14 protein-coding genes are annotated in these 15,032 nt (G+C 64.0%); 6 read left to right on the top strand and 8 right to left on the bottom strand.

Annotation, left to right across the window (positions count from 1 at the left end):
• The first annotated feature begins 5 nt into the window (after positions 1-5).
• Positions 6-1,469 (top strand): S10 family peptidase, encoded by a 1,464-nt coding sequence (locus BJ994_RS14580; protein WP_167995158.1) that lies wholly within the window; start codon positions 6-8, stop codon positions 1,467-1,469.
• A gap of 65 nt (positions 1,470-1,534) precedes the next feature.
• Positions 1,535-1,660: a hypothetical protein gene (locus BJ994_RS18355; RefSeq protein ID WP_280801314.1), complete on the top strand. Its 126-nt coding sequence runs from the start codon at positions 1,535-1,537 to the stop codon at positions 1,658-1,660.
• 18 nt (positions 1,661-1,678) lie between these two features.
• Here BJ994_RS18355 and BJ994_RS14585 read toward each other — a convergent pair whose 3' ends face one another.
• Positions 1,679-2,179, bottom strand: a complete 501-nt coding sequence (locus tag BJ994_RS14585) for a DUF456 domain-containing protein (protein ID WP_167995159.1) — start codon at positions 2,177-2,179, stop codon at positions 1,679-1,681.
• Between the two features lie 105 nt (positions 2,180-2,284).
• Between BJ994_RS14585 and BJ994_RS14590 the strand changes: the two genes are divergently transcribed.
• Positions 2,285-3,199 (top strand): hypothetical protein, encoded by a 915-nt coding sequence (locus tag BJ994_RS14590; RefSeq protein ID WP_167995160.1) that lies wholly within the window; start codon positions 2,285-2,287, stop codon positions 3,197-3,199.
• Between the two features lie 72 nt (positions 3,200-3,271).
• On the opposite strand, the gene BJ994_RS14595 is transcribed toward BJ994_RS14590, so the two are convergent.
• The 6 genes from BJ994_RS14595 to BJ994_RS14620 form a co-directional block, all read right to left on the bottom strand.
• A complete protein-coding gene (locus tag BJ994_RS14595; RefSeq protein WP_167995161.1) occupies positions 3,272-3,754 on the bottom strand; it encodes a hypothetical protein in 483 nt (160 codons plus the stop codon).
• Positions 3,751-6,216 (bottom strand): molybdopterin oxidoreductase family protein, encoded by a 2,466-nt coding sequence (locus tag BJ994_RS14600; RefSeq protein WP_167995162.1) that lies wholly within the window; start codon positions 6,214-6,216, stop codon positions 3,751-3,753. The genes BJ994_RS14595 and BJ994_RS14600 overlap by 4 nt, the downstream gene beginning before the upstream one ends.
• 247 nt (positions 6,217-6,463) lie before the next feature.
• A complete protein-coding gene (locus BJ994_RS14605) occupies positions 6,464-7,312 on the bottom strand; it encodes a glycosyltransferase family 2 protein (protein ID WP_245192307.1) in 849 nt (282 codons plus the stop codon).
• Positions 7,309-8,355 carry an iron-containing redox enzyme family protein gene (locus BJ994_RS14610; protein ID WP_167995163.1) on the bottom strand — a complete coding sequence of 349 codons (1,047 nt, stop codon included), beginning with the start codon at positions 8,353-8,355 and terminating at the stop codon, positions 7,309-7,311. The genes BJ994_RS14605 and BJ994_RS14610 overlap by 4 nt, the downstream gene beginning before the upstream one ends.
• 268 nt (positions 8,356-8,623) lie before the next feature.
• Entirely contained in the window at positions 8,624-9,502 is an 879-nt protein-coding gene (locus tag BJ994_RS14615; protein ID WP_167995164.1) for a manganese catalase, read from the bottom strand.
• Between the two features lie 399 nt (positions 9,503-9,901).
• Positions 9,902-10,795, bottom strand: coding sequence for an SDR family oxidoreductase (locus BJ994_RS14620; RefSeq protein ID WP_167995165.1), 894 nt, complete (start codon positions 10,793-10,795; stop codon positions 9,902-9,904).
• A gap of 147 nt (positions 10,796-10,942) precedes the next feature.
• Between BJ994_RS14620 and BJ994_RS14625 the strand changes: the two genes are divergently transcribed.
• From BJ994_RS14625 to BJ994_RS14635, 3 genes are all read left to right on the top strand, one after another.
• On the top strand, positions 10,943-11,902 hold the full coding sequence (locus tag BJ994_RS14625) for a TIGR03885 family FMN-dependent LLM class oxidoreductase (protein WP_167995166.1): 960 nt from the start codon (positions 10,943-10,945) through the stop codon (positions 11,900-11,902).
• Positions 11,902-13,578: an alpha-amylase family protein gene (locus tag BJ994_RS14630; RefSeq protein WP_167995167.1), complete on the top strand. Its 1,677-nt coding sequence runs from the start codon at positions 11,902-11,904 to the stop codon at positions 13,576-13,578. Before BJ994_RS14625 ends, BJ994_RS14630 begins: the two co-directional genes overlap by 1 nt.
• 144 nt (positions 13,579-13,722) lie before the next feature.
• Positions 13,723-14,058, top strand: coding sequence for a DUF3140 domain-containing protein (locus BJ994_RS14635; protein ID WP_280801315.1), 336 nt, complete (start codon positions 13,723-13,725; stop codon positions 14,056-14,058).
• Positions 14,059-14,200: 142 nt separating this feature from the next.
• Here the strand turns inward: BJ994_RS14635 and BJ994_RS14640 are convergent, their stop codons facing one another.
• Positions 14,201-15,010 carry an SGNH/GDSL hydrolase family protein gene (locus BJ994_RS14640; protein ID WP_342450389.1) on the bottom strand — a complete coding sequence of 270 codons (810 nt, stop codon included), beginning with the start codon at positions 15,008-15,010 and terminating at the stop codon, positions 14,201-14,203.
• Positions 15,011-15,032 lie beyond the last annotated feature (22 nt).

Below are 15,032 nucleotides of genomic sequence, written 5' to 3' on the forward strand. Positions count from 1 at the left end.
GAACCATGGCTGACAAATTCGCAACCGAAGACACCACCACCGAGAAGACAGAGCCCGACGCCGTCAAGGAAGTCAGCGACGACTTCGTCACCCGGCAGCACACGGCACCATCCGGCCTCGCCTACACCACCACCACGGGGCGGCTGGTGCTGCGTCGCGAGGAAATCAAGGACGGCAAGTCCGAAGGATTCAAGCCCAAGGCGGAGATCTTCGTGGTCGCCTATACCAAGGACGACGGGGACCAGAACCGCCCGGTAACGTTCGCCTTCAACGGTGGGCCCGGATCATCCTCGGTGTGGCTGCACCTCGGCCTCCTCGGTCCGCGCCTGGTCAACTCCGGCGACGTCGGCTCCATGACTCCCCCGCCCTTTGGCCTGGTCGATAACCCCGAATCCCTCCTCGAACACAGCGACCTCGTGCTGATCGATCCGGTCAGCACCGGCTTCTCCCGCGTCATCGAAGGCGAAAAACCCGACGAATTCCACGCCTTCATCGAGGACCGCGACCTCGTTGCCGAAGTGATCCGTCTCTGGACCACGCGCAACAACCGCTGGCTCTCCCCCAAGTACCTCGTCGGCGAGTCCTACGGAACCCTTCGCGCCGTCGCGGTTGCCGGCCGGCTCTTCGACGCCTACGGCATGGCCGTCAACGGCCTCGGCCTCATCTCCACGGTTCTCAACATGTCCACGCTCCGCTTCTTTCCCGGCAGCGACACACCATACGCACTCCACGTGCCCACTTACGCAGCCATCGCCCACTATCACGGGCGCCACCCGGGGAGGGAGCTGGCCGACGTCGTCCGCGAAGCCGAGGAGTTCGCGGCCCGGGACTTCGGGTATGCGCTCAGCCAGGGAGCGCGACTCACCGAGCCAGAGTACGACGACGTCGTCACCCGCCTGAGTGCCCTCACTACGCTCGACGAGGCATTCATCCGCCGCACCAACCTGCGCTGGGCCTACCACGAATTCGCGGCGGAACTGCTTCGCGCGGACGGCCTGGTGGTCGGCCGGATCGATGGCCGATTCACTTCACCGCCGGCGAACCTGCAGTCGTCGTCGTCAAATGATGACCCGAGTATGCGCGCCATCACCGGCCCCTTCGCCGCCGCGATCAACCACTACCTTCGGGCGGAGCTCGGTTACGAGAATGATCTCCCGTACGAGATCCTGACCGCCCGGGTTCACCCATGGAGCTACCGCACGTTCGAGGGAGCACCGGTTGACGTAAGCGAGGTGCTGGAACGGCTCATGGTCCACAACCCGGCCCTCCGCGTCCACGTTGACTACGGTTACCAGGACGGAGCCACCCCTCACTTCGCCGCAGAGTACGTCTTCGCGCACATGAAACTCGACGAGCAAGCGCGTGCACGAATCTCGCACCACTACCACGAAGCCGGTCACATGATGTACCTGAAACCCGAGTGCCGGCTCGCCCAACTCGAGGCCCTGAAGGAATTCGTCACCGTCTGAGTCGCCAGGATGATAATCAGCGTGCTTACTATAGAGGTGGAATACCTCAATGAAAGGCGGACATCATGCTGAAGAAAATCCTTTGGGCACTGGCACCGGTAATCGCGTCGAAGGTTCTCGGCAAGCGTCGGAACGGCCAGACCAACACCAAGTACTCGCGCGGAAAGTCGTACGGCAGGAAGCGGCGCTAGCGGCTTCCCTGTAGCGGGTCAGCGCGTGGCGAAATGCATCCACACAGCAATAATCCACGCGCTGCCCGCTATGCATGCGAGCACAAGTTCCACCAGGATGCCCACACCCATGGCCTTCAGGGCCTCGCCACTTGAGGTGACCGCCGCGCGAAAGTCCCGCAGCCGCGCCGACTCACTCAGGACCAGGCCGACGACGAAGCCCACCACCAGCCCCACCACGGGAATAACGAACATCCCGATCACGCCCAGAATCAGGCCCACAGTGATGGACCGTCCCGGAATCCTGCGCTGACGCAACTTCCTCCCGGTCAGGACGGTCCCGGCGAGTAATCCCACCAGTGCACTGACTCCCCCGACGCCGAGCGCCACCCAGCCTGCAGCGCTTTGCACCGTCAACGCCCAACCCAACAGCGCCGCGATTATCAGGATGCTTCCGGGCAGAATTGGAATCACCACTCCCGCAACTCCAACGCCGATCGCAAGCCCACTCAGCACGGTGACGACAATCTCCCAATCCATGCCCCCCAGTCTGCCACCGCGAGTTGAACGCCCTTGTGACCTACACAGGTGAATACTAAGGTTACTTATGAAGTCGCCTTCGGGCCTGACATCAGGGAGGCACCAATGAGCACGCCAGCAACAGGAAACAACGATCGGGATAATCATCCGAAACACGTCGATGAATCAGCCGCGCCGGACGCCGGCGCTCCACGTGAAGCGAACCGGCCGGATGCCCGCGACTCGAACGATCGCGACCGCAACCCGGACGGCACGGAAACCCGTGCAATGAACGTCAACAGGAACGACGACGACGCCACCCGCCAGCACACCGCAGCGGTACCGGTTTCGCACTCCAAAGACGCCGACAGTCACCACGCAAGGGACCGGCGTCTCGATCCCGACCGCGATGACCGGGACCGCGACCGCGACCGGGATGTCACACCGGTGCCTGCCGGTGCGCAACGGGACGCACTCCACCAGCGTGAAAAGGAGACGTTCGGCGGAATGAAGTTCGGCGCCGCGTTCTTCGGGTGGCTGACCGCAACCGGCATGGCGGTCATCCTTACCGCGCTTGTCGCCGCAGCGGGCGCCGCATTTGGGCTCTCGACGAACACCAACATCAACGAAGCAACCGATCAGGCTGCACAGGATCCGCAGACGGTAGGCATCACCAGCGCCATCATTCTGCTCGTGATCCTGCTGCTCGCCTACTACGCGGGCGGTTACGTGGCCGGCCGGATGGCGCGCTTCAACGGCGCAAAGCAGGGCATCGCAGTCTGGCTGTGGGCGATCATCATGGCAATCATCGTTGCCGTCCTCGGCATCATCTTCGGTGCGCAATTCGACGTCCTCGCCAACCTGAACAGCTTCCCCCGCCTGCCCGTCAACGAAGGCACCCTGACAACGGCAGGGATTATCGCCGTCGTCGTCGCTTTGCTTGCCGCGCTGGCAGGAGCTGTCCTTGGCGGTCTGGCCGGTATGCGGTACCACCGCAAGATCGACCGCGCAGATTACGAGGCGGTCGACAACACCCGCTAGCGACGCGTGGAAATTTCGTGCAGATCTGGTGGACTTCAACGGCGGGAAGGCGCCAGATCTGCACGAAGGTTCCTAAGTGATCAGGGCCTGGGTTGAGTTGACCTTCAGCATCGCGTTGGCCCACCGCATCTGCCGCAGCGTCTGCGGGTGGCACCGCTTGGTCACCTCGAGCAGGTCGGTGTGCTTGATCCCCTGCGCCGCCTGCGCCAGCATCTCCCAGTCCGCAGAAACCCCTGAAGCTTTCATATAGATCTCGCGAAGATCCCGGAGCATCAGCAACGCCGGTGTGCCGCGCCGCCCAATGAGATCACTGCCCTTCTCGCGGAGCTTCTCGGCAAGATTCAGCTCGTGTTTGGGTTCAGGATCGAGGTTCTGTCCGTATTGCTTCCCGATCTCCGCGATCTCCCGGACATGATTCTGCGACCACTTCGCGAGGTCCCGTCCGAGGTGGTAGATCTCGTGGTCCGCCTTGTTCCGTTCGGAGACCTGCAGCAGCTCGATCCCGAGGTCGTTCTCCGATCGGTGCAATTCGTGAAGTACCAGGCCCAGCTTCATCGTTGTCCTCCTGCTTCCCCGCCGTTCAGGCTTTCCTGTACCTCGGCATTGTGCGAGCCCTTGGTTTCCCTGCCGATCGGACGAATGGGGGCGGACGCCGTCGTCGTCGGTGCCGCGGATGGTCCCTTACCGGACTTGAGCCGCTTGATGCTGGCCGCCGCAGTCTTGAAGATGGGCTGTTTCGACGCCGGGTCCCAGTCCGTGATGGTCAGCTCGTTTGCTGCCCTCCCGGCCTTGTCCGGTTTGTGCCCTCCCTTCGTGTCCCAGTATCCGTAGTGGAATGGCAGGAAAAGTACGCCGTCACGGATGCCGCTGATACGTACGTGTGCCTCGACGGCGCCGCGAGGTGTGGCCACCCTAGCGAGGTCGCCCTCCTTGATGCCGTACGCCTCCGCGTCCGCCTCTGACATCTCCACCCAGACTTCCGGTGCGGCGTCCTGAAGCTGCGGCGCCCTGCCGGTCTTGGTACGGGTATGGAAGTGGTACAGCGTGCGGCCCGTGATGAGCTGCAGCGGGAAGTCCTGGCTCGGGATCTCGTGCGGCGGCAGGTAACCGGCCGCTTTGATCACCGCCTTGCCGGACGGGTTCATGGCCTTGTACTCGTCCGGTTCCAGTGGAGCGCCCGTCACCAGGTCCCGGCCGTAGCTTTCGCAGTACTCCGGTGAGCTCCAGAACTGGCCACCGACGTAGATGCGCTCGGTTCCCGCAGGGTTCTCCTCGTTGCAGGGCCACTGAATTCCGGAGCCGCCGCGGAGCATTTCGTAAGTCATGCCTGAGTAATCACACGGGCGGCCCTTCGAACATTCCTTCCACGCCTCGAACGCCGATTCGGGGTCATTCCACTTGATCAGCGGCTGGCCGTCCTTGTCCCGAAGGTCCAGGCGGCGGGCGTAGTCCAGGAAGATATCGAGGTCCGGCTTCGCGTCGCCGGGCGGATCCACCGCCTTTTCCGACAGGTGGACGGTGCGGTCCACGTTGGTGAACGTGCCGGTCTTTTCGCCCCAGGTTGCGGCGGGAAGTACGACGTCGGCCAGTTGCGCGGTCTCGGACAGGAAGATGTCCTGGACCACCAGGAACAACCGGTCCTGCTCGAGGATTGACCGGACGCGCTGCAACTCCGGCAGCGACACGGCCGGGTTGGTGCCGCTGACCCACAACATGCGGATGGACCCGTCCTCCACATACCGCATCATCTGCATCAGGTGGGTGGGCGGCGAGTAGTGCGGGATCTCCATCGGGTCCACGTTCCACACCTGCGCGAGGTCCTCGACGTGCGCGTCATTGGACCAGTTGCGGAAGCCCGGGAAGTCGCCGTCGCCACCGCATTCGCGCGTGTTCTGCGCGGTCGGTTGGCCATTCATCTGCAGGATTCCGCAGCCGGGTTTGCCCAGCATGCCTCGGATGATGTTGACGTTGTTGACCTGAACGGCCGCTGCTGTTGCCTGGTTCGACTGGTAGAAGCCCTGCAGCACGGTGGAGAGCAGTCGCTCCGCGTTGCCGATGATCCGGGCTGCCTCCCGGAGCTGTTCAGCCGGCACGTCGCAGATAGTTTCGACCACCTCGGGCGGATATTCCTTGACCCGCTTCTGAAGTTCGCTGTAGCCGACGGTGTGCGCTTCGATGTACTCCGGATCAACCCAGCCGTTCTCGATGATTTCGTGCAGCAGCCCGTTCATCAGCGCGACGTTGGTTCCCGGTCGCGGTGCCAGGTGAACGGTTGCCGCCTTCGCCACAGGGGTCAGCCGGGGGTCAACGCAGATGATCTGCGGGGGATTGGGGCCGGCGAGGCGGTCCAGGACGCGTGTCCAGAGGACGGTCTGCGTTTCTGCCATGTTGTGGCCGTAGAGGGCGATGACGTCTGCGTGGTCGATATCCGTGTAGGAACCGGGCTGCCCGTCGCTGGCGAAGGACTCCTTGAGGGCTGCCGCGGCGGTCGCCGTGCACAGCCGGGTGTTGCCGTCCACGTGGTTGGTGCCGAGACCGCCGTGCGCCAGAACGCCGAGGGTGTAGTACTCCTCTGCGAACAGCTGCCCGGTCGTGTAGAAACCGATGGCGCTCGAACCCTGCTCATCGAGGAGGTCCTTCGTGCGTCCGACGATGCGCTCCATCGCGGTATCCCAGTCCGTCTCCACGAGCTTCCCGCGTTTACGGATGAGCGGTTTCGTCAGCCGGTCAGGGGACGAGTTCGCCTGCCAGCCATAGAGATCCTTCGGCCCCAACCGGCCATGGTTCACGCGGTCTTCGGCCCTTCCGCGTACGCCCGCGATGCGGTCACCCTTCACCGCGATGTCCAGCGCGTCCCCGTTCGAATGCAGAATGGATGCGGTCTGCACCCACCGGTCCACGTCCGCCGGTTTGAGGCCCTCCTCCAGGTGCATATCCACCCGTACGGGCCAGCTTTCCCCTGACCCGTACGGAGTGCGTGTCCCCCACGGCTCGGCTATCCGGTCCTTGCTGCTCATGCAATCGCCTCCAGTTCGTCAGTAATGCAGTGACTCAGTGGTGTTCGCTGGCTGGAACCAGCGCGGTAGGTTGGTGGATCCTTTTCGACCGTATCGGAGCGCTCTGGGCGGGACAAGGGACCTCCTTGCCGCCAGAGAGCCGGACTCCCGCATGTTTTCGCCTGAGCACCCGCAGCGAATGCCCGGCCGTCGCAAGCTTCGATCCGGCGTACGGAACCCCGCCGGTCAACCACAGGCCGAGCGCCAGCTAGACAGTGACCGCTCGTTCGAGTACCCACGCAGGTACCCATAGCGCGGAGGTCACCGGGTAGACCGCCCGGCCACCCCGCCGTCGTCGTCCGTATTCCGCCAGTGCCACTGCGGCGAGCGCCGCGTACGCAAGCAGGGCACGACGACGGCGGGCAGCCAGCGCGAGCAGCGGAAGGAAGCTCAGCTCGAGTAGCAGCCGGGGCGGTTGCGCGAGATCGTCGTAGGCCTGGCGGACGCGTTGGCGCAGGAAGTGGCGCGGGGAACAGGGGAGCCGTCCGACGAATACGTCGTCCGCCCGGACCTCGATACCACCCACCGCGCGCACGGTCCGCAGCAACTCGAAGTTCTCGAAGAGAACGTCGCCGTCATAGCCACCGGTAGCCATCATCGTGGACCGCCGCACGGCCAGCGTGCCGGGATAGTCGGAGCCGAGCGCCCGGTTCAGCAGCGAGCGGGCCGTGTCCCAGCGGGCATGCCACGGCAAGGCGAGGAAGTAGTTCTGCGGGCGTACGACGTCGGCACTGTCCAGCAGGGCAACCACCTTGCGGAAGGTGGCGGCGTCGTAGCGGACGTCGTCGTCGGCTATCACCACGCGCTCGCGGGAAGTGTGCTCGAGTCCCGTCAGCACGCCGGCAACCTTTCCGTTGCGGCACTGGACCGCGGGCCGCAGATGATGCACCCCTGGTGGGAAGGCTGCCGCGTGACGGGTGAAGAGTTCCCAGGGCGAACCGTCCACCACCACGACCTCCGTCTCGAGAACCATCACCCTCAGGTAGGCGGCGAGGTTGTCCAGGCCGGAGTCCTCCGTCCAGCGGAGGGGGAGCAGGTAGGCCGCCGGTTCGGTCATGCCGCGGCGGTTTGCTGCATCCGCAGGGAGGACTCGCCCTTCTCCCAGGCGCCCAGGATCTGCGTTCCCAGCATGCCGTCCACCGCGAGGGCGGCAGCGGCTCCGAAGTAGACGTCCTCGAGCAGTTCCGGTTCGGCTTCCACGAGTCCGCCGGCGAGGTCACGTCCGGCGATCTGCTCGTGCACGGCGTCGGCCTCGACGTGCTCGTCGAAGTACCAGGTGACGTCCTCATCGAAGCCCAGGCGGCGGAAGCCATTGCCGTAGAGGCGGTTGGGTTGCGACGAGGTCATCTCATACGCCGCGAGGTGGCCGACAATCGCACCCCGGAGGCGCCGGTTCAGGCCGAACAGCGACATCATGTTGTTGTTCGCGAGGGTGAGGGCGGGGACGGCGTCGAGGTAGTAGCCGTACTCGTCCTCAAGCCCGACGCCCCGCATGGTGCGGGCGAACAGCGCCGAGTGCATGCGGTCGGGGCGGCCGCCGCCGTACTCGTCTGCCTGGATCTCGACCATCGCGGCCTTCGCGCGCCCGCGCAGCCGCGGAATCGCCCAGGTATGGGGATCGGCTTCCTTCAGCTGGTAGATGGACTTGTGGATGAGCCACTCGTGAGCTTGCTCAAGCGTGGCTCTCTTCGCGAGGAACCGCGAGACGCTTGGCCCGGTATCGGCAGCGGTGAGGTCGAAGAGGACCGAGGCAACGCCGTCGCTGTCCCGCGGCTCCAGGGGCTCCAGCGACTCCAGAGCTGGAAGTTCGACGGCGGCGCGGAGGGCGGTCTCGAAGTCGCGTTCAACGTCGCGGCAGATACCGATGAGCGCCGGATCCCACTCCCATTCGGGATCAGCGCTGTCGATGCCGCTGTAGTGGAGTTCGTACAGGCAGAAGAGGGTCAGTTGCAGATCGTCATCGGACAGGATGCCGGGCGTGGATTCGAGCGCCTGGCGGACCGCGCTGCGCAGCACTTCCGTGGAATCACCCCGCGGCGCCGTTGGAAGGAGCTGCAACAGCGCCTCGCTGACCGACCCGCGTACTTCCGGACTTTTCATGGCTGTGCCTTCCTACCCTGGCCGACGTCGTCGTCCTTATTCTGCTCCGATACTAAGCCTACTGTGTATTGAGCCGACCGTGGCTGGAACGCGCTCCGGACGATTCGATGCAGGTTTGGGTTGAGACTCGGCCCGAACATCGGCGCGCCGCGCCCGACACGCCGCACAATGGCTCCAATCCTGCACAGAATCATCCGGCACTACTGACCACCAATGCAGCAACCAGCCCGCCGCAGAGAGATGCAGCGGGCTGATTGTGACGATGCGTTTACTTCTTCTTTTTGTCCTTCTTGGCGCCCTGCTTCTGCTCGGCAGCGTTCGGAAGCTCCGTGGTTCCGTAGAACCGCGGATCGGGAACGGTAGGCGGCGGCATCGGGGCACTCGTGGTGGGACCCTCGTGGTAGCTGAACTCGCCGAGCCCGTCGGGGGTTGGCCCGGAGGCCCAGGAACCTTCGGATGCAGCCTTGCCGTCGGAGAAGTTCTGGTACTGGTAGGCCACGCTCCGTTCCTCCTTCTTGAGCGGGAAGTTACTCGGCACCGGCAGGTTCTCCGAGCCTTCCTCCTGCAGCTCGCGCGCCGCGGCCAGCCACTGGTTCTGGTGCATGGTGTCCCGTGCGAGCAGGAAGGAGAGCATGTCCCGGATCCCGTGGTCATCGGTCATGTGGTAAAGCCGTGCCACCTGGAGGCGGCCCTGCATTTCCGCGTTCGCGTTGGCCGTGAAGTCGGCCAGCAGGTTACCGCTTGCGGTGACGTAACTGCCGGACCACGGGTTGCCCATGCTGTCCACCGGCCGTACGCCTGCGCCGGCCACGATGGCCTGCTGCATGTCAGTACCACCGACGACGGCGGCAATCGCCGGGTCGGACTGGACGGCGTCGTCGGTAATCCCGAGAGGGGCCTTCTCGAGCAGCTGCGCAATCATGGTCGCGAGCATCTCGACGTGGCCGAACTCTTCGGAACCGATTCCGAAGAGGAGGTCCCGATACTTGCCGGGAATGTGGGTGTTCCATGCCTGGAAGCTGTACTGCATGGCAACAGTGATTTCGCCATACTGGCCGCCGAGGACTTCCTGGAGCTTCCTGGCGTAGACGGCATCCGGCTTATCGGGAGTGGATTTGAATTGCAGTTCCTGTTTGTGAAAGAACACGGAAAAACCTCCGCAAATCATGGTTCCAACCCTGGATAAGCCAACTCATCTGTACGGGCTGGGGAGCATGGAACCGTTGTCTTTCGACGCTAACTTCAGCACCCGTCAAATGGGAAGTAATAAGCCAGCTTATTTTTTTGCCGGATGGGTTCCAAGTTATTTCGAAGGTCCCTCAGCGATTGTGGAAGCAGCAGGAAGGACGGCCCGAGACCACCGATCCAACCCGCTGGCGCCGGCTTTGCCGGAGCCCCCCGAGCGGGACCGTCCGTTTCCCCGACTGAGGCGGTCCCGCCCGGGAATTACCGCCGGGCGAATACTTCCCTGCCACCATTGAGCGGGCGCTGGGACACGTTTTCCGCGCTAGGGACGTCGCTGGCGCCCGCTCGATGGATAGGGCAGTTAAGGCGTCGGGCTGCCGCCGTTGACGTTGAGCGTCTCCCCCACCACGTAGCTCGATTCCGATGACGCGAGGAACACGTAAGCCGGCGCCAGTTCGGTTGGCTGGCCGGCACGGCCCAGCGGCGTGTCCTTGCCGAACTCAGGCAGCGCATCCTTCGGCTGTCCGTCAGAGACCTGCAGCGGCGTCCAGAACGGACCCGGAGCGACGGCGTTCACCCGGATTCCGCGCGGTGCCAACTGCTGAGCGAGGCCCTTGGTGAAGTTGTTGATCGCGGCCTTGGTGCTTGCGTAGTCCAGCAGGGTCGGCGAGGGCTGGTAAGCCTGGATCGACGTCGTGTTGATGATGCTCGAACCCGCCGGGAGATGTTGAAGTGCCTCACGGGTGATCCGGAAGAACGAGTAGATATTCGTCTTGAACGTGTGGTCCAGTTGCTCGTCATCAAGTTCCTCGAGCTTCTCCACGGCTATCTGCTTGCCGGCGTTGTTCACGAGGATGTCGAGCCCGCCAAGCCCATCCACCGCCTGCTTCACGAGGTCCTTGCAGAACTGGGCGTCCTTGATGTCGCCTGGCACCTTGACCGCTTTGCGGCCGCACTCCTCGATCAGCTGGACAATCTCGTCTGCATCAGCCTCTTCCTCGGGAAGGTAGGAAAGCGCGACGTCGGCTCCCTCGCGTGCGAAGCCGATCGCCACGGCCGCACCAATGCCGGAATCGGCGCCGGTGATGAGCGCCTTCCGGCCAACAAGCCGACCGGTGCCTCGGTAGGACTGCTCACCGCGGTCGCTCTGCGGGGTCAGATCACGGTCAAGGCCAGGTTCGGGCTGGTCCTGCTTCGGTGGGGAGATTTCCGGGAATCGCGTCACGGGATTCTGGAAGGTGTACTGATCGCTCATGCGTTCCTCCTGCTGCTTGTTGTTTACCCTTGAGGGCAATCTGCTGTACAGCTAGGCTCTGTGCTATTGCTAAGCCTGCTTATCACACTAGAACGGACGGGCCGGGGCCTCAAGGGCCTTAGCCAGGCCGAATGGAAAGGCTCGCCCATGACCACGACCATTGGTTTCCACGCATCGCACGAACAGCTTCCGCCGGGCCAACTACTGGCCGACGTGCAGCTGGCTGAGCAGGCCGGGTTCGACGCCGCGATGTGCTCGGACCACTTCGAACCATGGTCCGCAACGCAGGGCCATTCCGGGTTCGCCTGGTCCTGGCTGGGAGCCGCGCTGGCAACCACGAACCTTCGCTTCGGCGTCGTGACCGCCCCCGGCCAGCGTTACCACCCGGCGATCATCGCCCAGGCGAGCGGCACCCTGGCGAGTATGTTCCCCGGAAGGTTCTGGGCAGCCCTGGGCAGCGGCGAAAACCTCAACGAGCACATCACCGGCGATCCGTGGCCGGAGAAGGCGGAGCGGCAGCAGCGCATTGAGGAATGCGCGGACATCATCCGGCGAATGCACGACGGCGAGGAAGTCACCCACGATGGCCTGGTCACCGTGCACCAGGCACGGCTATGGGACGCACCGGAGGTCAGGCCGCCGCTCATCGCTCCCGCGGTGAGCGTGGAAACAGCGGCGCGCAGCGCCCGCTGGGCCGACGGACTGGTGACCGTCAACCAGCCGCACGAGAAGCTCACCGAGATGATCCAGGCCTACCGCGAGAACGGCGGCGAGGGAAAGCTCATCCTCCAGGTCCACCTTTCGTGGGCAGCAAGCGAGGAGGAGGCCCTGGACATAGCTCAGACGCAATGGGGATCCAACTGCCTCGCGCCGCCGACCACCTGGGACCTCGCCCGCCCGTCGGACTTCGAGGAGGCCAGCTGCGACACGGATGAGGAGAAACTGCGGGCAACTGTCCAGATATCTTCGGACCTGTCGCAGCACGCACAGCAACTGCGGGAGTACATCGACCTCGGCTTCGACGAGTTGTACCTCCACTTCGTCGGCACAGAGCAGAAACCGTTCATCGAAGCGTTCGCCGAGCACGTACTACCTGAGGTCCGCTGATGCGCATCACCGACACAGCTGACCTCTGGTGGAAGAACGCGGTCATCTACTGCCTGGACATTGAGACCTTCTGCGATTCCGACGGCGACGGCGTGGGCGACTTCTCCGGCGCCGCCCAGCGCATGGACTACCTGGCCGAGCTCGGTGTGACCTGCGTCTGGCTCATGCCGTTCTATCCCTCACCGCAGAAGGACGACGGGTATGACGTCATGGACTTCTACGGTGTCGACGGCCGGCTCGGTACCCTTGGGGACCTGGTGGAGTTCATCCGCACCGCGAAGGACCGGGGCATGCGGGTGATTGCGGACATCGTGGTGAACCACACCTCGGACCAGCACCCCTGGTTCCAGCAGGCGCGCTCCTCCAAGGACAATCCGTACCGCGACTTCTACGTCTGGCGCTCGGAGGAACCGCCCGATACGTCCAAGGAGGTTGTCTTCCCCGACAAGGAGAACTCGATCTGGAACAAGGACGAGAAAACCGGGGAGTGGTACCTGCACCGCTTCTACTCGCATCAGCCGGACCTCAACATCTCCAATCCAGCGGTTCGCGACGAGATCGCGAAGATGATGGGCTTCTGGATGGAGCTCGGACTTTCAGGTTTCCGGGTGGACGCAGTGCCCTTCTTCCTGGAGACCATGGGGACGCCCGAGGGTGAAAGCGGAGATCCACACGACTACCTCCAGTCGTTGCGCCGCTTCCTTTCGAGGCGGTCCGGCGACGCCGTCCTTCTCGGCGAAGTGAACCTGCCATATGAGAAGCAGCTGGAGTTCTTCGGGGACGCTGCGGATGAACTGAACATGCAGTTCGACTTCATCGCCATGCAGCAGCTGTACCTCTCGCTCGCCCGCGGGGATGCACGGCCGCTCGCCTCCACCCTGGAGGCGCGGCCACCGATCGACCCGGACAACCAGTGGGCGACGTTCGTCCGCAATCATGACGAACTCACCCTGGACAAGCTCAGCGACTCCGAGCGGAAGGAAGTGTTCGCGGCATTCGGGCCGGAAGAGCGGATGCAGGTCTTCGGCCGTGGCCTCAAGCGCCGTGTCCCGCCGATGATGGGCGGGGATCTGCAGCGCATCAAGATGGTCTACTCGCTGCTGTTCTCGCTCCCCGGGACGCCGGTGCTGTTCTACGGCGAGGAAATCGGGATGGGCGAGAATCTCGACATCGAAGGCCGGCTCGCGGTGCGCACGCCGATGCAGTGGACCGACGAAGACTCCGCCGGTTTCTCCTCTGCGCCGCCGGACAAACTGGTCGCCCCGCTGGTCAGCGGCGCGTGTGGCCCCGACAAAGTGAACGTTGCGGCGGCACGGCGGGATCCGGCGTCGCTCCTTGGTTTTATGGGAACGCTGATCCGCCGCTATCGCGAGTGTCCGGAGCTCGGCTGGGGCGAATTCCAGGTCATCGACCAGCCGAACCCTGCCGTCCTGGCGCACCGGTCCGTGTGGGAGGGAAACTCGGTGTTCCTGCTGCACAATTTCGCGGCGGAACCTGCAACCGTGACGTTAAAAATGGACGACGACGACGTCCCCGCCGAGGGCGGTCTACTCACCGATTTGCTGCAGGACAGCAGGCGCCCGATCTCGCCCGGTGAGGATCTGGAACTGGAGCTCGAACCCTACGGATTCCGTTGGCTCCGGGTACAGAGGCCCGGCACGGGGCGGCTGTGGTGACTAGAAGATGGTGGCGAAGAAGCCCGCGCCAATACTGACTACGAGGGCGACGACGAGAAGCCAGACAATGGGCGTGCGGTACCTGTTGATGAAACGCATCATGATGAACCCAGTCTACGGGCGGGTTCCCAGTGAGGAGGAACGTTGACGAGTGGGAGCAACCTGGACGAGGTTTGGCCGGAGTGGAAGGAAGCGGTCAACATGACCGCTTCCCAGCTCGAGAAGTGGTTGGATACGGATGAATCCAGGGAGGTGGGCCAGAAGGACGACGGCGGGGAATCCGTTGGTCACGCCTCCGGCCGGCGGATCATCGAGCTACTGCACAAGAAAAAGACCGATCTCACGGACTCGGACGTCGACCACATGCGGAAAGTGGTTGGGTATGTGCACCGGCACCTGGCGCAGAAGCCGTCCTCCGACATTGAGCACTCGAAATGGCGTTACTCGCTGATGAACTGGGGGCACGATCCGCTGAAGTAGCGGGCTCCCTGCCTTCGTCCTGCATGCACCTAACCAACCGTTCCGTCGCCTTCACGCATGATCCGTAGGGTCGATTCAGCCCCATCTGCGGTAAGGCAACGGAGCCGTTGCCTCCCAGCGGGACGACGCCGTCGTCGTCGTACTAGTCCTGCCTGGCGAGGGAGTCGCGCTCAGCAGCCAGGCGCTTCAGCCCGTCAGCCGGGCGGATGGGTGTGGGCCAGCGGGGCTCGAGGTGGTCGCCGAGGGTTACGTTGCGGAGGCGCCGGCCGAACATCGGGATGACCCATTCGCGGAGCCAGACAGATTCCTGGTGCAGCCACTCGCGCGCCGTGACCGGAAGCCGGGGATGCAGCGGCTTGGCGGTGAGGCTGTGGTCGACGCCGAGTACCCGCAGTACGTGGGCGGCCATGTTCTTGTGTCCGGCGGGTGACATGTGGAGGCGGTCGGTACCCCAGAACCGGGGGTCGTGGTATTCGTCGAAGCACCAATAGTCCACCAGAAGCGCGCCGTAGTCTTCGGCGATGCGGCGGACGTGCTCGTTGTAGGTCCAGTTCCGGCGGCGCATCGGCTCGAGCACCGGGTGCAGGCGAACATCGAACCCCGTGAACAGGAGCGGCCTCGCCCCGGCAGCCGCGATACGCGAAACCATCTCCTCATAGCGCTCCATGAGCGGAGTCAGGCTGGCACGCAGTTCGAGGATGTCGTTGCCGCCGGCATAGACGCTCACGACGGTCGGGTGCAGATCAAGCGCCCTTTGCAGCTGCTCATCGATAATCTGCTGAAGCCGTTTGCTCCGGATAGCGAGGTTGGCGTATCGCCAGCCCGGGTCCTGTTTGCTCAGCTGCTTCGCAACGCGGTCCGCCCAACCGCGCACGCCGTTAGGGTAGCGGGCGTCCCAATCCCCCACCCCCTCGGTGAAGGAATCCCCGATCGCGACAAACAGCCTGGACACGATTCAACGGTAGAAACGAAGA

The sequence above is a fragment of the Arthrobacter pigmenti genome (assembly GCF_011927905.1).
Lineage (GTDB): Bacteria > Actinomycetota > Actinomycetes > Actinomycetales > Micrococcaceae > Arthrobacter_D > Arthrobacter_D pigmenti.